20 protein-coding genes are annotated in these 24,294 nt (G+C 44.1%); 17 read left to right on the top strand and 3 right to left on the bottom strand.

Features of this window, described 5'->3' with window-relative positions:
- Positions 1 to 82 precede the first annotated feature (82 nt).
- The 5 genes from V1L65_RS13475 to V1L65_RS13455 all read left to right on the top strand — a co-directional run bounded on the left by V1L65_RS13475 (position 83) and on the right by V1L65_RS13455 (position 9,146).
- Positions 83 to 1,417, top strand: a complete 1,335-nt coding sequence (locus tag V1L65_RS13475) for an AraC family transcriptional regulator (protein ID WP_331699684.1) — start codon at positions 83 to 85, stop codon at positions 1,415 to 1,417.
- 306 nt (positions 1,418 to 1,723) lie between these two features.
- Entirely contained in the window at positions 1,724 to 2,578 is an 855-nt protein-coding gene (locus tag V1L65_RS13470; protein WP_331699765.1) for an ABC transporter permease, read from the top strand.
- Between the two features lie 16 nt (positions 2,579 to 2,594).
- Positions 2,595 to 3,470, top strand: coding sequence for a carbohydrate ABC transporter permease (locus V1L65_RS13465; RefSeq protein WP_331699683.1), 876 nt, complete (start codon positions 2,595 to 2,597; stop codon positions 3,468 to 3,470).
- Between the two features lie 39 nt (positions 3,471 to 3,509).
- Positions 3,510 to 5,198, top strand: a complete 1,689-nt coding sequence (locus V1L65_RS13460; RefSeq protein ID WP_331699682.1) for an extracellular solute-binding protein — start codon at positions 3,510 to 3,512, stop codon at positions 5,196 to 5,198.
- A gap of 66 nt (positions 5,199 to 5,264) precedes the next feature.
- Entirely contained in the window at positions 5,265 to 9,146 is a 3,882-nt protein-coding gene (locus V1L65_RS13455) for an S-layer homology domain-containing protein (protein WP_331699681.1), read from the top strand.
- 355 nt (positions 9,147 to 9,501) lie between these two features.
- Here the strand turns inward: V1L65_RS13455 and V1L65_RS13450 are convergent, their stop codons facing one another.
- On the bottom strand, positions 9,502 to 10,623 hold the full coding sequence (locus V1L65_RS13450) for a glycoside hydrolase family 88 protein (RefSeq protein WP_331699680.1): 1,122 nt from the start codon (positions 10,621 to 10,623) through the stop codon (positions 9,502 to 9,504).
- A gap of 118 nt (positions 10,624 to 10,741) precedes the next feature.
- Here V1L65_RS13450 and V1L65_RS13445 point away from each other — a divergent pair, with 118 nt between their 5' ends.
- From V1L65_RS13445 to V1L65_RS13430, 4 genes are all read left to right on the top strand, one after another.
- Positions 10,742 to 11,608: an AraC family transcriptional regulator gene (locus V1L65_RS13445; RefSeq protein ID WP_331699679.1), complete on the top strand. Its 867-nt coding sequence runs from the start codon at positions 10,742 to 10,744 to the stop codon at positions 11,606 to 11,608.
- A 158-nt stretch (positions 11,609 to 11,766) separates the two neighbouring features.
- A complete protein-coding gene (locus V1L65_RS13440) occupies positions 11,767 to 12,699 on the top strand; it encodes a manganese-dependent inorganic pyrophosphatase (protein WP_331699678.1) in 933 nt (310 codons plus the stop codon).
- A gap of 378 nt (positions 12,700 to 13,077) precedes the next feature.
- Positions 13,078 to 13,329, top strand: coding sequence for a hypothetical protein (locus V1L65_RS13435; protein WP_331699677.1), 252 nt, complete (start codon positions 13,078 to 13,080; stop codon positions 13,327 to 13,329).
- Entirely contained in the window at positions 13,302 to 13,598 is a 297-nt protein-coding gene (locus tag V1L65_RS13430; protein ID WP_331699676.1) for a DUF6509 family protein, read from the top strand. Before V1L65_RS13435 ends, V1L65_RS13430 begins: the two co-directional genes overlap by 28 nt.
- 68 nt (positions 13,599 to 13,666) lie before the next feature.
- On the opposite strand, the gene V1L65_RS13425 is transcribed toward V1L65_RS13430, so the two are convergent.
- On the bottom strand, positions 13,667 to 13,828 hold the full coding sequence (locus V1L65_RS13425; protein ID WP_331699675.1) for a hypothetical protein: 162 nt from the start codon (positions 13,826 to 13,828) through the stop codon (positions 13,667 to 13,669).
- Positions 13,829 to 13,997: 169 nt separating this feature from the next.
- Here V1L65_RS13425 and V1L65_RS13420 point away from each other — a divergent pair, with 169 nt between their 5' ends.
- From V1L65_RS13420 to V1L65_RS13400, 5 genes are all read left to right on the top strand, one after another.
- Positions 13,998 to 14,366, top strand: coding sequence for an ArsR/SmtB family transcription factor (locus V1L65_RS13420; protein WP_331699674.1), 369 nt, complete (start codon positions 13,998 to 14,000; stop codon positions 14,364 to 14,366).
- Between the two features lie 225 nt (positions 14,367 to 14,591).
- Positions 14,592 to 15,509 carry a DMT family transporter gene (locus V1L65_RS13415; RefSeq protein WP_331699673.1) on the top strand — a complete coding sequence of 306 codons (918 nt, stop codon included), beginning with the start codon at positions 14,592 to 14,594 and terminating at the stop codon, positions 15,507 to 15,509.
- 106 nt (positions 15,510 to 15,615) lie between these two features.
- On the top strand, positions 15,616 to 16,311 hold the full coding sequence (locus V1L65_RS13410) for a hypothetical protein (RefSeq protein ID WP_331699672.1): 696 nt from the start codon (positions 15,616 to 15,618) through the stop codon (positions 16,309 to 16,311).
- A gap of 15 nt (positions 16,312 to 16,326) precedes the next feature.
- Positions 16,327 to 17,106, top strand: a complete 780-nt coding sequence (locus tag V1L65_RS13405) for a methyl-accepting chemotaxis protein (protein ID WP_331699671.1) — start codon at positions 16,327 to 16,329, stop codon at positions 17,104 to 17,106.
- 3 nt (positions 17,107 to 17,109) lie between these two features.
- Positions 17,110 to 18,048 carry an AEC family transporter gene (locus V1L65_RS13400; RefSeq protein ID WP_331699670.1) on the top strand — a complete coding sequence of 313 codons (939 nt, stop codon included), beginning with the start codon at positions 17,110 to 17,112 and terminating at the stop codon, positions 18,046 to 18,048.
- A 592-nt stretch (positions 18,049 to 18,640) separates the two neighbouring features.
- Here V1L65_RS13400 and V1L65_RS13395 read toward each other — a convergent pair.
- On the bottom strand, positions 18,641 to 19,795 hold the full coding sequence (locus V1L65_RS13395) for a serine hydrolase domain-containing protein (RefSeq protein ID WP_331699669.1): 1,155 nt from the start codon (positions 19,793 to 19,795) through the stop codon (positions 18,641 to 18,643).
- Positions 19,796 to 19,911: 116 nt separating this feature from the next.
- On the opposite strand from V1L65_RS13395, the gene V1L65_RS13390 reads away from it, so the two are divergent.
- Genes V1L65_RS13390 through V1L65_RS13380 form a run of 3 tightly spaced genes read left to right on the top strand, consistent with a single transcriptional unit; the run spans position 19,912 to position 24,273 of the window.
- Positions 19,912 to 20,649, top strand: a complete 738-nt coding sequence (locus V1L65_RS13390) for a PadR family transcriptional regulator (protein WP_331699668.1) — start codon at positions 19,912 to 19,914, stop codon at positions 20,647 to 20,649.
- Between the two features lie 29 nt (positions 20,650 to 20,678).
- On the top strand, positions 20,679 to 22,436 hold the full coding sequence (locus V1L65_RS13385) for an ABC transporter ATP-binding protein (RefSeq protein ID WP_331699667.1): 1,758 nt from the start codon (positions 20,679 to 20,681) through the stop codon (positions 22,434 to 22,436).
- Positions 22,417 to 24,273: an ABC transporter ATP-binding protein gene (locus V1L65_RS13380; protein WP_331699666.1), complete on the top strand. Its 1,857-nt coding sequence runs from the start codon at positions 22,417 to 22,419 to the stop codon at positions 24,271 to 24,273. The genes V1L65_RS13385 and V1L65_RS13380 overlap by 20 nt, the downstream gene beginning before the upstream one ends.
- Positions 24,274 to 24,294 lie beyond the last annotated feature (21 nt).

The raw sequence follows: 24,294 nt of genomic DNA, 5'->3' as shown, positions 1-24,294 counted from the left end.
TGATATTCAATTTACAATTGAGAAACATGAAATGACATGCTATATTCTACTTGTTTAAAAACGTAGCGAGGGGGAGCGCGTTTTGAAAATAAGCATGAATGCCAAATTTATTATTGGCTTATCCTGCATTATATTGTTTTCATGCTCGATTACAGGTTTTTTATCTTATCGAACGCATCTTCAGCTATTTGAGGAAGAGGTTAGCGAGCAGTACGGCAAAGCTAATGAGCAGGCTATGTCTACACTGGACTTGCGTATACAGGAAATCTACCGTATTTCCAACAGCATTGTGTTTAATAGTGTTATAGAGAAGGTCGTTACGAATTTAATGACAAAGCGTGACAACCTTTTCGATAATTATCTAGAGCATGAAGAGCTGCAGAGCCTTCTCCGCCAAATTAAACTGGACGAGCCTTATATTCAGTCCGTTTATTTTTATGATTTGAACGGAGTTAATTACTATTTTGGTCATATGAATGAGAAAATCGGACAGCTTGAGCCTGCAATATTTGAAGATGTGCTGCGCAATGTGGAGCAGTCAAACGGCCAGTTGATCTGGCTGAAAAGGGAAATCGTCTCGCCTTTTAACGAGAATGAAAAGACAGACTTTATTATTGCTTCCCGTTGGATGAAAAATAACCGGTCACTGGAAAGATACGGTTTGCTGGTTATGGTAATTGACGAAAGATTGTTTGCTAAAACTTTATATGATTTGACGAAAGGGACCGATTCTCAGGTCTATTTATTCGAGCAAAGAAATCAGCTGCTTTATTCCGACGATGACGAATCGCTCTTGCCGGATATGCCGGTATTGTCCAGCAGCGTGTTTGTCCGCAAAGAGGAGAAGGGGGGATTTTTATACGCGGTTAATCACTCAACTGCTAATCAGTTTACACTTATCAGCCGGGCGTCGCTAGAGTCCTTCCAGAGCAAAAGCAAGGTGCTGCTTAACATCAGTTTAGTTTCCGGGCTGGCAGCGATTGTGATGAGCGGCGTGCTGATTGTGCTGTTCAGCACATCAGATCAGCTGCTGCAATGGGCTGAGGAGCTGGCGAAGCAGTTCATAGCCTGCTTCCAGACATGGCAAGCGAATATGAACAATAATGTCATTGACAAAACGTTGAATTATATCGAACAAAACTATATGGAAACGTGTGGATTAAGCACTGTAGCCGAGATGTTTCATATGAGCGTCACTTATTTCAGCAAGCTTTTTAAGAAGGAAACCGGCGAAACCTATACGAATTATTTGACGAAGGTACGCATGGAAAAAGCGAAGCTCCTGCTATGTAATACTGACATGAAAATGTTTGAGATCGCTTCGGCAGTTGGTTTCAACGATCCAAATTACTTTACCAATGTATTTAATCGGACACAAAATGTGTCTCCAACCGAATTCCGCAGGCTGCATCAATAGATTCAGCCTTTTTCTTGCTCCCAGCTGTATTCTGCGCAAGATCACTCCTTTCCACTGTATGTCAAAAATCTATAGATTTGTGGCTAGATATTCAAGGCGCCCATGGCAAGAAAACTCTACTATTAATCATGTAAGCACAACCAACAGTTACTGCTGCGTTGCTAGGAGCAGTAGAAAAGACAGGAGGGGACGATGACTACGGCGGAACAGAAGGAATTGGGGAGAGCCGGCGGAGCAGGAACGGCTTCGAAGACGCGCAGTGCATGGAAAAAGCAGCTTTGGAAACAAAATATCCCGCTTTTTATCATGTTCACGCCGGCCATATTGTTTTTTATCGTAATCAAATATGCACCAATGGGCGGGCTTATGATTGCATTCAAGGATTATAACTGGACAGACGGCGTATTCGGAAGTCCATGGACAGGCTGGGACAATTTCAAGCTGCTGTTCAATCAGGCACAAACGCTCAACATTATTCGTAATACGCTAGTTTTAAGCGTGTTAAGCCTATTGATTGGTTTCCCGGTGCCAATCGTGCTGGCGATACTCCTTAACGAAGTGAGAAAGTCATGGTTTAAACGCACCGTGCAGACGATCGTGTATCTGCCGCACTTTTTGTCCTGGGTTATTATTGGGGGCATTATCGTATCTTTATTTGCTCTAGATTCAGGGACGATTAACAAATGGATAACCGCTTTATTTGGCAAGCCATACCCGTTTTTGTACGAAAAGCTATCATGGATATTTATTTTTATCGGATCTGGCGTATGGAAGGAAATGGGGTTTAGTGCCATTTTGTATTTGGCGGCGCTTACGGCCATCGACCTTAACCTGTATGAAGCGGCAAGTATGGATGGAGCGAGCAAATGGCGGCAAATTTGGCATATTACGCTTCCTGGCATTGCGCCAACTGTGATTCTGCTGCTTATACTCAATGTCGGCAAGGTAATGGATGTCGGCTTTGATCAGGTGTATATGCTGCAAAATAGCGCTGTATCCGAGGTAGCTGACGTAATCAGCACGTATATCTACACTGTCGGAATTCAGCGAGGCCAGTTCAGCTTGACGACAGCCATGGGATTATTTGAAAGCCTGGTCGGATTTATGCTAGTCATCCTAGCTAATACCATCGCTCGTAAATACAATCAGGGACTATGGTAACGTCAGGAGGAGCTTTATGAAATCAACAACAGGAGAAAAGATTTTTTACGCGATCAACTATATTTTTTTGCTGTTAGTTGCGCTCAGCTGCCTGCTGCCGGTCGTCCATCTTATGGCGCTGTCGCTTAGTGATACACATGCTGTAGCATCAGGACGCATATCGCTGTGGCCGGTTGGCTGGACATTGGAATCCTATGCTGCTTTATGGAGTGGCACAAGAATCGTCGATGCGTTTTATAACAGCTTGATTATTACGGTTATCGGCACGTTGCTGTCGGTAGCATGCACGATACTAACCGCCTATCCGGTATCCCGAAAATATTTTATAGGCCGTAAATTTTTTATGCTGGCCATGGTGTTTACCATGATGTTTTCAGGCGGGACAATACCGACCTATTTGGTGCTCAAGGAGCTGCATGTCATTAATACGTATTGGGCTATCTGGCTTCCGGCACTTGTAAGCACGTACAATGTGCTGGTCATGCGCACCTTTTTTGTCAATATCCCCGACGAAATCGACGATGCTGCCAGGATTGACGGCTGCGGTGAGTGGAGAATTATGCTGCAAATTATATTGCCGCTGTCTATGCCTGTACTGGCAACAATTACGCTTTTCAACGGTGTAGGCTTATGGAATGCCTTTATGAACGTCATTATTTATATGAATGAAACAGATAAATACAATTTGACTGTACTTGTTCAGCAAATGATTCGTCAGCAGTCGGTGCTGCAGGAAATGGTCAATATTTCACCGGACGATGCAGCTAGTATTACGCCGGAAGGGCTAAAGGCTGCCAGCGTTATGGTTCTTATTATTCCGATGCTGGCGGTATATCCGTTTCTTCAAAAATACTTTGTCAAGGGCGTTATGATCGGCTCTATTAAAGGATAGAAAATTCATATCTGTAAAGGGGTATTCTGAATGACACTAATGAAAAAATGGAAGCTTTCTGCTGTTTGCGCGTTGTTGGTAATGGGAGTGCTGCTTGCTGCTTGTTCGTCTAACAGCAATAATACCCCAAGTAATACTGAGCCTGGCAGCACTAGTTCAACCCAGCCGAAATCAACTGACGACAGTCAGGCAACGGAGAAGCCAAAGGAGAAGCAAAATATTTCAGTTACCGTGTATGATCGGGGTAATGTGCCTAAAACGGAAGGGACAGTGGAGGAAAACCGCTGGACAAAATGGATTAACGAAAACGGTCCGCACAATGTGAAGTTTGTCGCGGTGCCACGCTGGGAATCACGAGAGAAGCTGAATGTCCTGTTCGCATCATCCAGTGCGCCGGATGTTATTTTTGAAGTAGCGCCGCATATTAAAAATCCAATCTATGAGCAGAAGCAAATGATGCCGATTGACGGGCTTATTGAAAGCAGCAGCACCGAATACAAGAAGCTGCTGGAGGAATATCCGGTACTTAAAAAGGTTGGGCTTAAAGCAGACGGCAAGCTATATGAATTTGCCCGTTTGAACGAGGTTGCTCCTATTCATACTTTGCTTATTCGCCAGGATTGGCTGGAGAAGCTGAATTTGAAAGTGCCGGCAACGACAGAGGAGCTTTACGAGGTAGCGAAGGCGTTTGCCGAGCAGGACCCGGACGATAATGGACAGAAGGATACTTATGGAATCGCGCTCAGCTTTCAGTCCGGTTTTGTAATCGACCAAATATTTCAAGCGACACGATGGGTAGTTGAGGACGGCAAGCTAACGCGGAATTGGGAAAATTTCAAAGAAATGTCAGAATTTAAGAAAAAGCTGTTTGAAGAAGGCATCGTTGACCGCGATTATTTGAATGACAATAATGGGGCAAAGGCGAAGCAGGATTTTATTAACGGCAAGCTGGGCATTTATCCGCTTCAAATCAACTGGATCAGCTTCGTTAACAATGAGCTCGCGAGCTTGAAGAAAAATGATCCGAACGCCAAGGTTGTGCCGATCGCTTATCCGGAAAGCCCAGCAGGCAAATTCAACCCGGCTTTCACTAATCCTGTTCAAGCTACAGCGTTTGTCAACGCGCAAGCAAAGCATCCGGAGGCCGTAATGGATTATATCGATTTTCTTGTGAAGCCGGAAACGGCCAGAACGCTTAAATACGGCAATGAAGGCGAGCACTGGAACTTGAATGCCAATGGCTGTCCGCAATCTGCCGATATGGAAAAGTCTAAAAATGAAGTTTCCTGGTCAATCGATTTGCAAATGATGACATCCTTTCTGCCGGATGATAAGTGCGGCAAGATAGAGGTTGATTTTGATCCTGCATCCAATCCCATTCATGCGGAAGGGCTCGAAATGTATAAAGCTGCACAGCAAATTTATTTGGATACGAGCAAGCCCTATGTTGAAATTACTCACCCTGAGCATATGCCTCAGCTGCCTAAGGATCTCGATTTAATCTCTTCTAATTTAACGAAGCCGATCGATGATATTTGGGTGAAGGCTGTTGTTGGCGGCAAGGGGTATACGCCAGAGCAGGCGATGAAGGATGCAATGGATACCTGGAATAAAGGCGACGGTAAGAAAGTGGAGGACTGGTTTGAAAACTGGTACAAAAATGACAGCGCCAACGCCTTTCTAGCCAAGGATATTTATGATGTGTTAAAGCAGCAAATGGGCAAATAATTCATGTAATAGACAGGCCGCCTGTATAAGGCGGCTTAGCGAAAATGAAAATTCAAGGGAGGCTAAATGATGAAAATGCGTACATTAGCTGCAATGCTATGTGTATGGTCATTGCTGGCTGCGGCAATCGTCCCGATTCCTAACGGGGGAATGGCAGCGGCAGCGGCTGTAGAAGGCATGACGGATTATTTAGATAATTTCAGTCTCGTCTTTGATCGTAAAAACGCCCGTATTGAAACAGCGGATGCCCACTATTTCGGCGGCGATACAGCTCGAATGACTCGCAATACGATTGATCCGGGCTATTTGGTTTATCATACTCCATATGAGCTTAAAAGCTTCGCGGTCAGCAGCTTTTTTCTAACGAGCCTGTCAATGGAGCAGCACGGATTTTTAGTATCCGCTGACGGTATTTCATACACGGAGCTGACTCCAAACGTATCTGCCGTTGGCCAGCCAGTTTCCAATTGGCAGCAGTTTCTATACGAAAGCTTCGAGCTTCCTGCTGGAACGCATTATTTGAAAATCGAAGTAAAAGGTACGGAGAAAGCTTGGACGCCGCAAATTTCAAAAGTAATGCTGAATACGAATACGGCTTCCGTTACAGCTGATCCGCCAGACGGTATTATTGGCAGCACTCCGCTTACCGTAACATTAACGAGCGCTACCGAAGGGGCGCAAATCTATTATAAAACAGCTGCGGATTCGGAATATTTGCTGTATTCAGGCCCGCTGTCGCTTACAGAGCAGACGGTTTTGGAAGCCTACGCCCAAAAAGAAGGCATGGAACCAAGCGCCGTAAAAAGCTATACGTATTACGCTCAAGGCAATCTTGCTGTCGATCGATTTGGCCAAGTCATCACATCTGATTTTCCAGAAAAAATTACGAATGAACAGCAGCTTTTAGATGATGTGGCAGCTGACGCTGCTTATTACGGCAGTCTCACTGCACCTGATTGGGATCCATACGGAGGTTTGAAGAACAGCAAGGAGCAGTATGGGCTGGATGCTACAGGCTTTTACAGCATTCAGCAATCCGGATCGCGCACCATTATGGCAACTCCCGAAGGGAATGCATTTTTCAGTATGGCGGTCAACGGCCTGCAGCCAAATGATTCCTATACGCTAGTTACAGGAAGGGAAGAAGTGTTTGAATGGCTGCCGTCTTATAATAGTGAATACAAGTCTGCGTTTTTAAATGCCAAGGACTATTTCTCTTACTATTTGGCAAATCGGATTAAGAAATACGGCGAGCCGCATACGTCACGCAAGTTTTTCGAGGATAGCTGGTCAAGGCTGGGAAAATGGGGCTTCAACAGTGTCGGAGGCTGGTCGCAAACAACTTCAGCCAATGAATTCAGCGCGCCGTATGTTGCATTTCTGCCGCTAAGCAGCATGGAATGGGCAAAAATACCTGGCCTTAAAATCTTCGATATATTTGCCGAAGGAGCAGAGGATAAGCTTGATGAAGCTTTCAGCGCCCTGCTTCCACAGAACAAAGACAATAAGCTGATTATCGGGTATTTTCTCGGCAATGAATACCATTATCATGAATTTATAGCCAAAGTTCCGAAGCTGAAAGCAAGCGAGGCTGCTGTAAAAGGACGCTTCGTGGAAAAGCTGGAGGAGCAGTACAGCGCGATCGAAGCTCTTAATGAGGCTTGGAATGCAGACTTTGCAAGCTTTGAAGAAATGAAGGAAGCCCCGTTATTTATTGATACTTTGCAAGCGCAGGCCGATATCGAGGCATTTTTCAAATACTATTTGGATAGCTTTTATGGGACAGTAGCGAGAATATTTCACAAATATGATTCCAATCATCTTTTGATAGGCGATCGTTGGCTGACGACGCCATCGAACAATCCTAAGCTGCGCGGATGGCTGGCAGAAGCATCAGGCCGTTATATGGATGTTATCAGCATAAACCACTATTCCAAAAATTTGGATAAGACAATGCTGCGCCATGTTCATGAGGCATCAGGCGGCAAGCCGATAATGCTTACGGAATGGGGCTTTGGCACGACAGAGCAAGGCCTCACATCGCCAATTTTGGTAGCTGATCAGCAGGAAAGGGGATTGCGCTACCGTAACTATGTGGAGGGGGCGGCTTCACTTGGGTTTGTAGTCGGCTCGCAGTGGTTTTCTTATTTGGATCAAGCGGCGACAGGCCGCTGGAATGAAGGCTTTAATGGCGAAAAATACAATTTTGGGCTCGTCAATGTTGCCGATCGTCCTTATAAAATATTTCTGGAAGAAGTCATGAAAACGAATTATCAAATCTATGACGTCATGCTCGGCCTAAAGGAGCCTTACTATTATGATTTTGGCGATACGCCGAGGGAGCCAAGCGCCTATACGATGGATATTCCTTACACAGACACGCCTATCCCGATCAACGGGGATGCAAGCAGCTTCTTATCTTCAGCGCAAAAAACGACGCTAACAGCTGCTAATATTGTAAGCGGTTCCGGGGGAGAGGCGATAACAGCAGATTTCTATTTTGCATGGGATGAGACTAACTTGTATATGCTTGCCGAAGTCGATGATCCTACGCCGATGAAAAACAATTACCGCGATGCGAATATATGGAAGGGCGACGGCGTCGAGCTGTTCTTTGGACCGAACGATATGACAACGCATGGACCGCTTCTATTTTATGACAGCCAAATTATTTTTAGCGCAGCGCTTGAGAATGCAGAACCGTATTGGCGCTGGTTCAATTCCAGCAGGCAAAAGCCGCTGCAAATGGAAGTAACACCAAAACAAGATGAGCCTGGCTATATGCTTGAAGCGGCGATACCGTGGGAAGCTTTACAGATTGAGCCGGAGGAAGGCATCTCATTCAGGTTTGATTTCGGCTTCGATGACAGCGAGGATGGCGTTAACCGCAAGCGGCAATATATATGGAACGGCACAAGCTCCAACGCAACCAATCGAGGATTATGGGGAAAGGCTGCACTAGTGAGGGAGACCGATTCAGAAGAACCTGGCGGCGGAGGCAATCCGCCTGGGTCGGGCTCAGAAGGAACAGGAGTTATTGGCGGATCTAATGGAGCAAGCGAAAAAGAACCTGTCGTTATAAAGCTTGAGCATGCTAAAGCTTTGCAGCTGCTGGCAGGAGGAATGACGAGAGCAGGCAAGCTCGCCTTTGGGGGAGAGATGTATGAAGTAAAAGCGCCGGCAGGTGATGATCCCGGCCAATTGTCCAACGAAGTGCGACTGGCCTTTTCATATTCAACCGATCATATTGATGAACAATTGCTTGGCATCTATTATTGGGATGATCAAAGCCGCAAATGGCTGTATGTTGGAGGAAAGCTGGATAAGGAAAAGCGGAAAATGGTCTACGAAGCGAAGCAGACAGGGATTTACGCAGTCTTGGAGCTGGACCGTTCTTTTGCGGATGTTGCGCCTGGGCATTGGGCTGGCCGTGCCATCCAAGTTTTAGCGGCTAAGCATATAATCGATGGAGTGGATGAACAGCGCTTTAAGCCGGATACGCTGACTACACGCGCGGAATTTGCTGCTTTGTTAACAAGGGCATTTGGCTTGAAGGCTGCCGGCGCTGCCAGGTTTGAAGATGTGCCAAGCGGAGCTTGGTATGCGGAGGCGGTTGCCGCGGCAGCGGAGGCAGGCATCATAAAGGGCGTTACGCCTGAACGCTTTATGCCGAGTGCGCCGATCAGCCGTGAGCAAATGGCGATTATGATCGTACGTGCCTATGCTGCAATGACAGGTCAAGCTGCTTCAGAACGGGACTTTGATTTGTTAGAAGATTTTAAAGACAGTAATGAGGTTTCGGATTGGGCAAGGGAAGGTGTCGCTGAGGCCATTTCGCTCGGCATCATGCAGGGCAAAGGCAGCGGTCAGTTTGCGCCAAAAAGCAGTGCCAAAAGGTCAGAAACTGCTATGGTCCTTTGGAAACTGCTGCAAATAAAAGAATCGTAACCTGGACAGACGTTCCGCTATTGTACTCATATGGCCCTATCTGCACGCTAATAGTGACAGACGTTCCGCTATTGCTCGAAAAATGCAAGGAAAGAGCCGGAAATTGTACCAATAGCGGAACGTATGTCCGTGAAAATCCGAAAACAGCAAATTTGAGGCAAATAACGGAATGAGTGTCCGTGAAAATCCCCGAAATACAGTTTTGAGGCAAATAACGGAATAAGTGTCCTATAAGCACAAATAAAGCATGTTCCCAGCGGCGGAATCTTAGACCAAGTTGCCATCGCACGAGAAAAGGCAATCCCGTCATGTTCATGACTTAGGGATTGCCTTTTTTTACTGAAGCCTGCCAGTTTTACTCGTACCAGTAGCCTTTATGTCCTTTTTCAAGACGCATTAGAGCTTCTAGATAGTAGTAATCGCCCCAGATTGTATAGTCGTCTGGCGATATTCCGCCTCTAACGTGATAAGAACCGCGCTCAATCAAGCCTTGAGCATCAGGCTTGCCCATTGTGGAATACTTTTCTACAAGACCCTTCATAGAACGATTTACGCCGTCCTCAAGGAATGCACGCTCAGGATGATCTGCTGGAAGATGCTTGAGCAGCTCCAAGATTCCGCATGCTGTCGTTGCTGATGCTGAGCTGTCGCGCTTCGTATCCGGCGTAACAGGAACATCAAAATCCCAATAAACCACATTGTCCTCTGGTAAACGCTCTAGGAAATAGCGGGCCATTCTAAGCGATGTTTCCAGGAACAAAGGATTTTTTGTGTAATGATAGGAAAGTGCAAAGCCGTAAATTCCCCAAGCTTGTCCGCGAGTCCACGTAGAACCATCTTGATACCCTTGATGTGTTCCGCCACGAATCGCATTTCCATTTTCCTGGTTAAAATAAAAAGTATGGTAGGAAGAGTCATCACCGCGAACAAGGAAGCGGCGGCTTTTCTCTGCATGCTTAACAGCAACTTCATAGTATTTACGGTCGCCGGTTTGCTCATAAGCCCAATATAGAAGAGGCAGGTTCATTAGGCAGTCTATAATGATGCGTCCGCCATTGTCAGCGTCGCCTTTTGGTCCCCAAGCTTGAATAATTTGCGATTCCTCGCGCCAGCGGCCCATCAAGTGATCAGCTGCAGCAATCGTTAGCTCTTTCGCAGACTCATCCTTTTGCACCATCCATTGCGCTTTGGAGGATAAGGAATATAGGAAGCCAATATCATGGTGATCAATCGCAACCTTGGCCGCCAGTCTTTCGCGGAAGCTTTCAGTTGCCTTATTGGCAGCTTGCAAGAATACTTCATCTTTCGAATACTCATAGCATAGCCAAAGCAAACCTGTCCAAAATCCATCTGTCCATTCGTTATTTGGGTTCAGATGATAGACATCATTTTCACTGACGTGAGGATATTGATCTTTGAAGCGAGTAATATTGTTGCGTGTTTTTACAACTGCGTCTTCAATTGCTGCTTTCCACATCGTACATCTCTCCTATGCCATATTTGAATCTAGTCTAAGCTTAACAAAAAATGCACAAATAAAGTTCATTTCTTTTGTGTTAAAATGTAGTTATATTGCGGTTGGACGGAGGGGTACTGTGAACAGGCTTGAGACAATTAATTTTCAGGATAATCCATTTCACGGGAAATTTTTTACGGAAGCAGAAATTAACTATAAAGGTTACTTCCATACGCACGGCGGTATTGAATTTCTAATTGTTCATGAAGGGAACGGCTCAGTGACGATTCCTCAGCATGTATACCGGATGGAGCCGGGTTCCTTGTTTATTTTCCAGCCTTACCAGCTGCATCATGTTCGTGCAATGAATACTACGGTTGATCCTTACTTAAGAAGCGTATTTCAATTTGATCCGATCGCGCTGCTGCCATACATTAAACCATACAAACAGCTGGAGCAGGTTCTGATGTATTTGTGGAAAGGTCAGCTTTCTCAGCAAGCATTTTTTGGCATGGCAAGTCGGTATCCGATTGAAGAAAATCTTTTGTTTTTTGAAAACCATCATACGCGGGACAGAGATAAGCAGCAGGAGCATTACGCGCTGCTCGTCATTCAGCTGCTCCAATATTTGCAGCAAGAGATGGCTACATTAGCTATTTCTATCGAAGCCACAATGCCTAGAGTGATGTCCCATACAGAAGCGATTTTGACATGGATTGAAAAGCATTATGCCGAGCCGTTTGAGCTGGAAAGATTGGCTAGTGAGCTGCATTTGTCCAAATATTATATTTCACACCTATTCAAAGAGGAGACTGGTCATACCGTTACAGAATATTTGCTTGCGCTGCGCAGCAAGGAAGCCTGTCATTTGCTTATGGATGAATCGTTGTCTGTAGCAGAGATTGGAGAAAGGGTAGGTTGGCCGATTCCGTCACATTTTATTCAGCAGTTCAAAAAATGGGTAGGCTGCACGCCATTGCAATATCGCAAACGCAACTCATTTTAAAATAAAAAAACAGGAAATCTGTTACGGGCAAGAAGTGTTAAGGTGTTTTTCTTGGCTGAACTAGTAGGAATAATAATATTTTGAGGTTATAATGAAGGGTAGAAAATCAGTTAGAAGCTGTGTACTTAAATTTATAAAACGTAAGGAGCACTTGAATAATGGAAAAAGTACTTATATTTGGACACAAAAATCCGGATACTGATACGATAACTTCTGCACTTGTATATGCAGACCTTAAGAGCAAGCTCGGCATGAAAGCAGAAGCTGTACGGCTTGGAGACGTTAATGGCGAGACGCAATACGCGCTTAACTACTTTGGAGTGGAAGCGCCGCGCTATGTGGAGCTTGTATCCGAAGAGGTTAATGAAGTTATTCTGGTTGACCATAACGAGCGTCAGCAAAGCGCTACCGACATTGAAAAAGTACGAGTAATCGAAGTTATTGATCATCATAGAGTTGCTAACTTTGAAACGAGCGGTCCGTTATACTTCCGTGCTGAGCCTGTTGGCTGCACGGCTACTATATTGAACAAGCTATATAAAGAAAACGGCGTTTCTGTAAGCAAAGAGATGGCAGGACTTATGCTTTCCGCTATTATTTCCGATTCATTGTTATTTAAGTCACCTACTTGCACAGAGCAGGATGTAGCAGCTGCGAAGGAATTGGCGGCAATTGCTGGCGTTAATGCTGAAGTTTACGGTCTTGAGATGCTCAAAGCTGGCGCTGACCTTAGCGACAAAACGATCGAACAGCTTATTACGATCGATGCCAAGGAATTTGCAATGGGCAGCTATAAAGTAGAAATTGCTCAGGTTAATGCCGTGGATACGAATGATGTGCTTAGCCGTCAAGCTGAGCTTGAAGCTGCGCTTAATGAGAAAATCGCGGCGAAAGAGCTGGATTTGTTCTTGCTTGTCGTAACTGACATTTTGAACAATGATTCTATTGGCCTAGCGCTGGGAGCTCAAGCTGCTGCTGTGGAGAAAGCTTTCAACGTATCGCTTGAAAACAAACAAGCTGTACTTAAAGGCGTCGTTTCCCGTAAATCTCAAATCGTTCCTGTACTTACTGAGACGCTTAGTCAAATGTAGGTTCATTTATAAGCATCACAGTCTGGAGAGCCGCACTCTCCAGACTGTTTTTTTGAAAATGCCTTGGTAAAATTGCGGTGCGAGTAGGTATCTTGGTTAATCTAAGTGGAATTTGTGCATCTAGTTTAGGCTTTTTAGGTAAATATGCTGCTCTAAAGGGAAAACATGTACTTAGTCTCGAGCATTTTCTGCTTTTTGGCTAGATTTGCTCAATCTAACTACATAAAATCCATTTAGATTTAAAAAAATATCGAAAATGGCAAATCTAAGTACAAGAAATCCCTTTAGTAGGGGAGTTGAGAGTAAAACTGTATGGTCAAAAAGAAACTGGACTGCCGAATTTGGCCACATAGTGCTTCTCAGGAGGGTGTCGATTAATTGTTGGCACGATTGGCAAGCAAAAAGAAAGGGGAACGAAGAGCAAGATTTGGGAATGGAGAAGCGAGAGCGTCCGCCTTTGTAGGCCAATTTTATCCTTTACAGGGGTTATTTCATCAAAAAAATTGGACTACAACAGTGGTCGGAATCCCAAACTTGATCGTAGTAACATCCCTTTCGATTACTTTGCATCACATCATTAAAGTTAGAGATGAGGATTACTTATGTTTGAAATTACCGAATTCAGTATAGAGCAATTAAAAGACCCTTATGGTATTATTGCTGGAGAAAGATATGAATTTATGCTCGACCTGCAAATCGATGAAGAGGACGAGCTTTATGAAGAGTCTGGCGTAGTTTTGCGTGTAATTGCTGCTGTACAGGACGGCATAATAACGATTGCAAAGTATGAGTTTCTAAATGCTTCAACCAATCAATATATTGCGCTTGATATGGAGGAAGAGGAATTGGCGATGGTAGAAGCTTTCTGCAGGGAGCAATTGAGTGAAAAGGAAGCTTAGGCTGCAGCAAGACTAATAGCTGGATCAATATTCTAGACTTTTATTGAATGCCTAAGCTAAGTATTTGCTTAAAGATGAGCCTTGTTTACCTGCTCATTGCGAATCATTTGCTCAAGTTTTTCAGTAAGCTGCTGATGAACGGGATCGGTTTTTTTAAAGCTCCAGAAGCGCTTGCGCTTTTCTTTTTTTAGAAGCTGCAGCAGGTACAGCTTTTCTTTTAAAGTCAGCATTGGTGGATTCCTCCTGAGTGTTACATTGATATTTGAAGTTTAGCATAAAATAGCATATTGCCGGTCGGCGATCTGTTCTTTATTTATATTATAAAGGCTGGACAGGCTGCCGGGAAAGTTAGTTCAATGCTATAATGATGTACATGAACATGCAATGGTGGGATGATAAATGGAAAAAGACTTATTGAGCAGCGCTTGCGACGATTCCTGCGCAGGCACAGAAGTCGATGTCGCTGAGGTGCGCAGCAAATTAGTGGAAGACAGCGTTGCTACTGAGCTTGCCGATTTATTTAAGACGCTGGGCGATCCGACACGTATTCGAATTGTACATGCCTTGCTGCAATGTGAGCTATGCGTGCATGATTTGACTCAGGTGCTTGGGATGGGGCAATCGGCCGTATCGCATCAGCTGCGGCTGCTGCGCAATATGAGATTTGTGAAGCGGAGAAAGGTCGGCAAGACCGTCTATTATTCTTTGGATGATGATCATGTCGAGCAAATATTTCTGCTTACCTTGCAGCATGTAAGTCACGATTAATAGCAGTGATTATGATTGTGGCCACGATGGTGAATGCTTCTTCTTTTGAAGAAGTATTGCAGTCGTGGTTTTATTGCTGTATGAAGCTCGAAATGCGCATTTATACGATTTACTCTTTGTAATATTTAAGAGTTTGCAAGTTTTGAACGTTTAATAGCCTTAATTGCAATTGTTTTGGAACAGCAGCGCAGGTTTTCATAGAGAGAAAGGGAGAGAGAATGCTATATGTGGCTTACGTTTTCGATTTTAGCAGCTTTTTGTTTCGGGCTTAGAGGCATTTTGTATCATTGGACAAGCCAGCAGCCGCTTAGCCGAAATTTATTATTGTTTGGGACGTTTACAAGCGGTGCTATTATTAACCTTGCCGGTGCTCTAATGTTTTCGTCGGAGTGGACGACGGCATGTTTGGTCGGTGTGATGATGGGGCTGTTCTCTTTCGGCGCCAATGCGAGCATGTTTAAAGGTTTTGCAGAAGGAAAGGCGTCATTGGTCGCGATTCTTACTGCTTTGCCGCCTGTGTTCGTTGTTATATTAGCACTTGTTTTTTGGAACGAGCAGCCGCAAGTGATGCAGTGGATTTCTTTTGTCATCATCGTATCCGGCATATTGTTAGTGCGTTATTCAAATGATATTACACTGCGCAATTTGCAAGGCGCTCAGTGGGGATTGCTCGCTATGATATTGTTTGCTTTCAATGATTTATCCGGCAAATGGTCAACGATTCTGTCAGCAGAGCTGTTTCCTACGATGTTTTTCATGTTTATTACAGGCAGCATTTGCTTTGGGGCATGGTGGATGCGCGACAGGCGTGCAGAAATGCAGCGCACGCAGCAGCTGGCGGCGGCCGGCAGCCAGGGCAGCAACAGTTATATAGCAGCTGCCAAGGAGGGTTCTTGGAGCATTAGCAAAACGTTTGTCGTCGGGCTTGGTGTCGGGATTACGAATGCAGTAGGCATGATGCTGCTGCTGACAGCCTTTGATCATGGAAAAACAGGGCTAGTATCTGCTGTTTCTGCTTCAAGTGTGCTGATTGTACTGCTTTATACCCGTTTTGTAGTAAAGGAAAAGTTTTCAAAGGCTGAAGTGGCAGGCATTTCTATCGCTTTCGCGGGAATCATTATTATGAGGTTATTTGGTGCTTAAAAATATCCCTGTCCAATCATTGCCAAATTATAGTTCCTATTATAAAATTTTTAGGACAATATTCCTATATGGAAGGTTGTAACAATAATAGGACAGGTGGTTGAGGATGAAGGCAGAGCAGTCAGAATTAGATAAACGCAACAGGCTTCTTACTAAGATTTTATGGGGGCTGCTGGCATTAGGGGTCATTACTGACCTTGCAATTGGGCTAAACCTGCGCATTGTATTAACTTTGCTAGTCGTAGGCGGGGCAATGAATGTGATCATTACAGCAATGACGTATCGCAACTGGCTTACAGCATATGTGAAGTATATTGTGCCTGTCAATTTAAGCATTATCGCTTCTATGTTAATTTTAGCTGATCCTAACCCGATAGTAAGCACATACTTTCTGGTTTACGTTAATCTGGCTATTATAACGCTTTATTCTGATTATAAACCGATTATACTGACGGGTGTGCTTAGCGCTTTATTAACGACTTATATTTTTAATGATGATATGCTGCGTCAAGCGATTTTCCCGAACGATTCTTTAGTTTATTTGTTCCTTTATTTAGTGTTTGCAACAGTGGGGCTGGCGTTCTCCGCAACCTTTACTCAGAAGCTGCAAAAGCAGATTACAGATCGTGAGCAGGAAGCGCAAAATTCCCGCAATATGGCAGAGTCATTGCTTGGCAAGCTGCAAGCTTCTATTTTGGTATTATCAGAATTCAGCGGCAATCAAAAGGAGCAAATGAATGCCGCCAGCCGAATCTCTGAAGAAGTGACCTCTACTTTCCGTGAGATGACAGCTGCTATATAGAAGCAAACAGGCAGCGTGCTTAGTATTAACGATTCTGCGCAGCAAATCGATTCCGGCATTAAACAAATGAGTGAAAGCTCCAAGCAAATGGTTTATTATGCCGAGCAGAATGAGCAGCTTACTGATCTTAACAGTAAGCAAATGGAACATCTTTCTCATAGAATAGAAACGGTTCGTGCTATTATTGCTCGAACATCAGAGATGATGCAGCAGCTGCATGAGCAGAACGAACAGGTCAGCACCATTGTTGACACGATCAGCCAAATTTCTGAGCAGACGAATTTGTTAGCGCTTAACGCTGCTATTGAAGCAGCCAGAGCCGGCGAGCATGGCCGCGGCTTCACTGTGGTGTCCGGCGAGGTAAGAAAGCTTGCTGATTCCGCACGACATTCCGCAGAAGAAATTTCGCAAATATTGCTAAGTATCCGCTCGCAGATCGAAGCTGTTTTTCATCAGGTTGAGGAGGGGCATGCTACAATTGTAACAAGCAGCGAGGAAGCGGAACAGGTTAGGGAACAAACAGACAAAATTAATCGCAATATGCAGCTTACTCGCGAGCAATCAAGCGAGGTCGGCAGTTCGGCCAATCAATTGCATCATGAGTATACTGTAATGGCGGATGAGATGATTCATATTGCAGCGACGACAGAACAAAATATGGCCTCCGTACAAGAAGTGCATGCCAGCATGGATACACAAAATGCAAAGATTCATTTCATCGTAGATGAATATGCTAAGCTGGATCAGTTGCTAGTTGAACTGAAGCTGCTTGTTGGAGCGGATAACAGAAAGTAAAACATGACGATATTTATTCATATATTATTGACGAATGTGCTTCCTATGGGGATCATGATTCTACTAGGGGTCATTTTACAAAAAGCATTCAAACTTGATATTAAAACATTATCTAAGCTGAATTTCTATTTATTTTCACCGGCGTTTATGTTTCAACTGCTATATACAACAGAAATCTCAGGCTCTTTGGTAGGCATGACGATTTTATTTTTAGTGTTGTTTATGTTTTTGCAGTATGCCGTTGTGGAAGCCGTGATTCGTCTTCGCGGATATGGGCCGAGTATGAAAAGCTCCATGCGTAATTCAGTATTGTTTTATAATAGTGCGAACTATGGGATTCCGCTTAATCAGCTCGCATTTGCGGGAAACCCTGTGACGCTTGCTGTACAGGTAATCATTATGATGGCGCAGTCTCTAATACCAAACACATATGGCATATACAATGTGAATGCCCACAAAGCAGATATGAGACAGGTATGGAAAACGATTGTTTCGATGCCGATTATTTACGTCATTCCAATTGCCTTAGCTCTGCGAGGGTTCCAAGTACCGATTCCGCAGCCGATCATGACGCCTATTGAGTATTTATATAATGCCTTTATAGGTACGGCGCTTATTACGCTAGGCGTACAGCTTGGCAATATGGATTGGAGAATTAAAAAAGCACAGCTGATAGATGTAAGCATTTCTACTACCTTACGTCTTGTTGCAGGTCCGGCATTAGCAGCTTTTATTGTATTTTTGCTAGATCTTACAATAGGAGTAGACCGTGTGATCGCTGCTGCGCTGATCGTTTCATCGGCAGTACCGACCTCGCTTAGCAGTGTATTATTAGCGGTAGAGTTCGATAATGAGCCGGAATTTGCTTCGCAATCCGTCTTTTTATCTACTCTTGTCAGTATTATTACGGTAACGGTCGTCATTTATTTATTGCAAGGTTGAAGCATGCTGGAAATGGAAAAAGATCGCTCCCCCTGTTATGTTAGCAGGCAAGGGAGGCGATCTTTTTGTTTGTTACGGGGGCGGCCCAATGTATATGAAATTTCATATAGAATACGCTGAAATGCTCCGAAAAACAAGATTGTATATGAAATTTCATACAGAACTGGCGGGCGCCGCCTGAAAACGGATGAATGTATATGAAAATTCATATAGAATACGCTGAAGTGCCCAGAAAAACACAATTGTATATGAAATATCATACACAAATGGTGGGCGCCACCTCAAAACGAACGAATGTATATGAAATTTCATACAGAACTGGCGGGCGCCGCCTGAAAACGGATGAATGTATATGAAATTTCATATAGAATACGCTGAAATGTCCCGAAAAACACAATTGTATATGAAATTTCATACACAAATGGTGGGTGCCACCTCGAAATGGCTGAATGTATATGAAATTTCATATAGAATACGCTGAAGTGCCCAGAAAAACACAATTGTATATGAAATTTCATACTTAAATGGTGGGTGCCACCCCAAAATGGCTCAAAACTACTTTTGGCACATTTCGCGAAATGTTTGCGGCATTTTACTTCAACTGATCAATAATCGCACGATAAGCAAGAACCGCTTCATAATCGTGCACGCTAAAAATGGTCGGATCTACGCCGGATTTGACAATGATGACATTTTCGCGCTGATTGACGAAAATATGCTGACCGTAAATTCCTCGTGCCATAAACTCTGTACCGTCGCTGCCCAGCGGCTTCCACCATTGATATCCATAGCCGAAAAATTCGCGTGCTGCACCTGGTTGAAGATCAGCACGATCTGGCTCTATGGAAGCTTTGACCCATTGCTCAGATATGATTTTTTTACCGTTCCATTGACCGTTATTCAAGTACAGTCTGCCGATTTTGGCGTAGTCACGTAATGTTGCATTTACAAATGCAAATGCGATAGGGGTGCCATGAAGGTCGGTATTCCAATAAGCATCATGCTCCATGCCCAGCGGCTGCCAAATTTTTTCCTCCAAATAAGCGGAGAGCTTGCGACCAGTCGCGCGTTCGATCAGCATAGCTAGCACTTGAGTGTCGACGCTTTTATACTGAAATACGCCAGGATTTGTTTCTTTAGTAAGCCCCTCAATATAGTGCTGGATTGGCAGTGCTTTTTCACCAAATATATCAATTAAAAAGGTATGTATCTCGGCATCCTTATCTGAGTAATCCTCGTTGAACTTGACGCCAGAAGACATTTGTAAAATGTTTTTAACCGTCGTGCCATCATAGCCGCTGCCTATTAATTCAGGCAAATATTTGGTTACGGAATCATGGATATCATTGATGGCACCCTCGTCAACAGCAATTCCTACTAAAGCCGACACGATAGACTTGGCAACTGACATGGAATGAGCAGTAGATTGCTCCGTATAACCGTTCACGTATTGTTCTGCGACAATCTTGTCATCCTTTATGACGAGGAATCCTGTTGCAAAAACTTTTTGTAAAAAGTGTCCGACACTGAGAAGCTTCCCGTCTACTTCATAGTGTATATCGTATACTTGCTGCATGTTTTCTTGAAAACGGAATTTTTCTGCTGGTGCTTTAATATCTTGCCTTGGCATGATGTGCTTCATATTTCGAAAGCTCCACGAAATATTTTCTTCGTTGAGCATAGTTCCTAGCTTATTGAGATCGTAAGGGGGCTGCTGCGTTTTTATATTTGTTTGGTTAAGCTGCAAAATAATGACCTCCTATCTGTGATGTATTCATTATACCTTAAAGCTATTGGAATAAGTAATGGACATGCTTTTACTGTTTGTGCAAGAGAATCTTATAAAAATCGTAAAAAAAACTATTGATTTTAATACGATATATCGGATACGATATTAATAATTCGATATATCGTATTGTGGAAGGAGGGTTTCAACTGGAACAGCAATGGCTGCCTGAAGAGCGTTTATTTGTTAATGCTGAAACAAGAAGAGAAGGAAGCGCTTCAGGGAGAAGATATTTTAGCCGCGGAGGAGTGAAGTTTGCCTTGCTGGAGCTGCTTAGTCAAGAGCCGATGCATGGCTACCAAATGATGAAAGCGCTTGAGGAGCAATCCGGCGGGTTGTACAAACCGAGTGCAGGCACAATTTATCCAACGCTTCAGATGCTTCGAGATCAAGGCTTTATAAGCTCTGCGAAGCAAAGCGGCAAGCAAGTATTCTCGATTACAGAGGATGGTGCTGCCTTTTTGCAGCAGGAACGGGAAGCGATGGATCAGCAGGAGTCGGAAGCGACCGAGGGAATACAGCAGCCTGCTGATATTAAGGAAGTAAACGAAAAAACTGAGGCAAGAGAGGAAAAGCAGCATGCCGCGCATGTAGAGCAAGACGGCAATGCTGAAGCTCAGGCTGATGAGCATGATCAGCATCAAGGCCATAAACGAAATCGCCGATTGACACCGGCAGGCAGGGAGCTTCTTCATCTTCTAAAGGCGGCGGAGCGGGCGGCTATTAGCGATGGGGATAAAGCCGTGCAGTTTCGCTTTATTTTGAATCAGCTTCGCAACTCGCTTTACGAACTGCTGGAAGAGGAAGAAAGCTAAACCTTAACGTAGCAGGAAGTGATTTTTATATGAAATCTCAAAGGATTTTGGCCGATTTTTTTCGGAAATCCTGGTATATTTACGCTTTTTCCATCATGTTTCATTTGGTGGCGAATGTTTTTCATGTTTTTTTTCCTAAGTTGCTCGGTCAATTTACAGATAAGCTTAGCATTGAAGGGCTATCATCCGACATGATTTTGCAATACAGCGCACTGCTTCTTCTGGTAGGGGTAGGGCATGTTATTTTCAACGGCGTTGCCATGTATCTCATTATGCGTGTCGGCAGAAAGTTTGAATATATCGTACGCGGTAGACTGTTTCGCCATTTCACTAGCCTGAGCGAGCGATTTTATTCCAAAAATGGCGTCGGCAAGCTGCTCAGCTATTTCATGAATGATGTAACCGCTGTGAGAGAATCGATTTCGATGGGAATTAATCAGGCGGCTAACGCGACGATCCTATTAGTGTCAACCGTATCGATGATGCTGATTATCGGAATTCCTTTTTATTTAATATTGGCATCAGTTGTCCCTATTCTGTTCATTCCGATTATTGTGACGACGCTAGGTCCTCTTATTAAGCAGCGATCCCGTAGAGTGCAAGAGGCGCTTGGCAAAATGACGGAAACAGCTGAGGAGCAATTTGGCGGCATTCGCGTTACGAAAAAGTTTGCAGTGGAACCGATTATGAACGGGCGTTTCGGCGGCACTGTCGATAATATTAGGCAGGAACAGCTGCGGCTCGTTCGCGTATCGTCTTTTTTTCAGGCGCTAATCCCTTTTCTTGGCACGATTTCGTTAGTTATAGCGCTGGCATTTGGCGGTTATTTGACAATAAATAATCAAATTTCAATTGGTAATTTTGTATCTCTAACGCTTTACATTCGTATGCTTATGAACCCTTTGCAGCAAATTGGCAATGTCATTAATTCGATTCAGCGCTCGCGAGCCTCGTTGGAACGCCTTAATGAGCTGTTGTCTACGACCTCGGAAATTATAGAACTGGAGCAGCCGAAGCAAGTAGAGTTTCAGCGCTCGCCGATTGTTATCAGCCATTTGAATTTTTCTTATCGCAACACAGCGGCGCCTGTTCTAAAGGATATTAACCTAAACATTGCGCCTGGCATGACGGTAGGCATTATTGGTCGAACCGGCAGCGGCAAGACTACTTTAATGAAGCTGCTGCTGCGCACTTATGATGCGCCTGCAGGCACAATCTTTATCGGCGGCGAGGACATCCGCCAGCTATCGCTCAAAGACCTGCGCACAGGTATAGGCTATGTTCCGCAGGACGGCTTTTTATTCAGCACATCGCTGCGTGACAATATCGCTTTTTTTGATCGCAGCTCTGATTTAAAAGAAGTGCAGGAGGCTGCCCGGCAGGCACAGATTTACGATAATATTGTGGCGCTACCTGATCAATTTGAGACGAAGCTTGGAGAAAGAGGGCTTACGCTGTCTGGCGGACAAAGGCAAAGAACGAGCTTGGCAAGAGGACTTATTACGAAGGCGCCAATTCTTATTCTTGATGATAGCGTCAGTGCTGTTGATGCCGTAACGGAAAGCAAAATTATTGATTCTATTAAAAAAGAAAGACGGGGCAAGACGACGATTATTATTGCTCATCGAATAAGCGCGATTAAACATGCGGATGAAATAATTGTAATGGATGAAGGGGAAATTGTAGGCCGCGGCACTCATAAGCAGCTATTGAAGGAAGACGGCCTATACGCACAGTTATACGCGATACAGAAGGAGGGCGATTATAATGCGGCCTCAGCAACATAACTGGCAGGAAGGCTTAAGAACGAAGGGACAGCCTGAAAGCGCAAAAGCACAGTATGTTCCGGCATTCCGGACATTACTCGTGTATATGAAGCCGTTTCGCATAGCGGTGCTGGGTGTTTTCTTTTGCAGCGTTATCGCCATTCTATCCGACTTATTGCAGCCTTATTTAATGAAGGTTGCGATTGATGATAATTTATTGGCAGGCAAACAGGATTATAAGCAGCTCATTATTATTTGCGCTATTTATTTTGGACTGTCGCTGACGAGCTTTTTATTTACTTATTTGCAAAGTAACCTGCTGCAATATGTAGGGCAAAATATTGTTGCCAGTATTCGGAAGCAGCTTTTCTCGCATATTTCGAAGCTTTCAATGAGCTATTTTGATAAAGTTTCCAGCGGCAGCTTAATAACGAATGTATCGAGTGATACAGAAGCGTTGAATCAATTTTTTAATCAGGTTTTATTAAGTCTGTTTCGTGACGGCTTGATGCTTATTTTTATTTTAGTTATGATGTTTCAGCTTGATGAGCAGCTCGCTGTATATTGTTTGATTCTGCTGCCGATTATTTTTACAATCGCTATATTATTCCGTTCCTATATGAGAAAGACGTATCAGCTTACTCGTTCGAGATTGTCGCGCATGGTTGCTTTCGTTGCGGAAAATTTAAATGGCATGAATCTTATTCAAGTATTTCATCAGCAAAAGGAGCAGGAAAAACAGTTTGTTGAAAAAAATCAGTCGTATTTCAGCGCTAATCTGCGCGAGATTAGAACGAACGTAATTTTTGGCCGCACATTCGAGTTGCTGTCAAATCTAACGATTGCGCTTGTTACGTGGATTGGCGGAAGAGCTGTGCTTAGCCATGAAATTGAATTCGGCGTGCTTTATGCGTTTATTACGTACATTCGCCAGTTTTTCCAGCCCATCAATACGATTACCCAACAGTGGAATACATTGCAATCCGCAACGGTAGCGATGTCACGGATATGGTCTGTTTTTGCGATTAAGCCGGAAGTAACCGATGAACTGGCAGCCAAGTATGAAAAAGAAGGCAATCAGCCGTTAACCCTTCAGCAGGTGAAGGGAGCTGTAGATTTTAACAATATTTCTTTTGCATACGCCAATGGCATTACGGTCATTAAGTCGCTTGATTTGCATATTGCAGCAGGAGAGATGATTGGTGTCGTCGGTACGACTGGAGCGGGCAAAAGCTCGCTGATCAGCTTGCTTTGCCGCTTCTATGATGTGCAGAAAGGCAATGTGGAGATTGATAAGGTGGATGTGAGACATATTCCGCAGGCAGAGCTGCATCGAATCGTTGGTCTTGTGCAGCAGGAGCCGTATTTGTATTCTGGAACGATTATTGACAATGTACGAATGTTTGATGAAACGATCTCCCGCGAGGAGGTTATCGAGGCTTGCCGTTTTGTCGGGGCTATGCCGATTATAAAGAGAATGGAGAATGGATTTGATACGATACTTTCCGAGAGAGGCAGCGGTCTTTCGGCAGGTGAGCGTCAGCTCATATCCTTCGCCAGAATACTTGTATTCAAGCCGAAAATTCTTATTCTTGACGAAGCGAGCGCCAATCTCGATTCGCAGACGGAACAGCTTATTTCCCAAGCGCTCGATATCGCATCCCAGGGCAGAACAACGATTGTAATCGCACACCGCTTATCCACGATTGTTCATTCCGACCGGATCATTGTGATGAGCCACGGAGAAATTGTAGAGCAGGGCAATCATAAGCAGCTTCTGAAAAATAAAGGGCATTATTATGATCTTTATACTCATGCGATGGAAAGTGAGAAGCATACTGCAGATGTGATGAATTAGGCGGAAAATAAAAAAAGTGCG

The organism is Paenibacillus sp. IITD108 (assembly GCF_036541265.1).
In the GTDB taxonomy this organism is placed as follows: Bacteria; Bacillota; Bacilli; order Paenibacillales; family Paenibacillaceae; genus Pristimantibacillus.
Note: the sequence above shows the minus strand (reverse complement) of the source record. Positions and strands in the feature narration are given on the sequence as shown.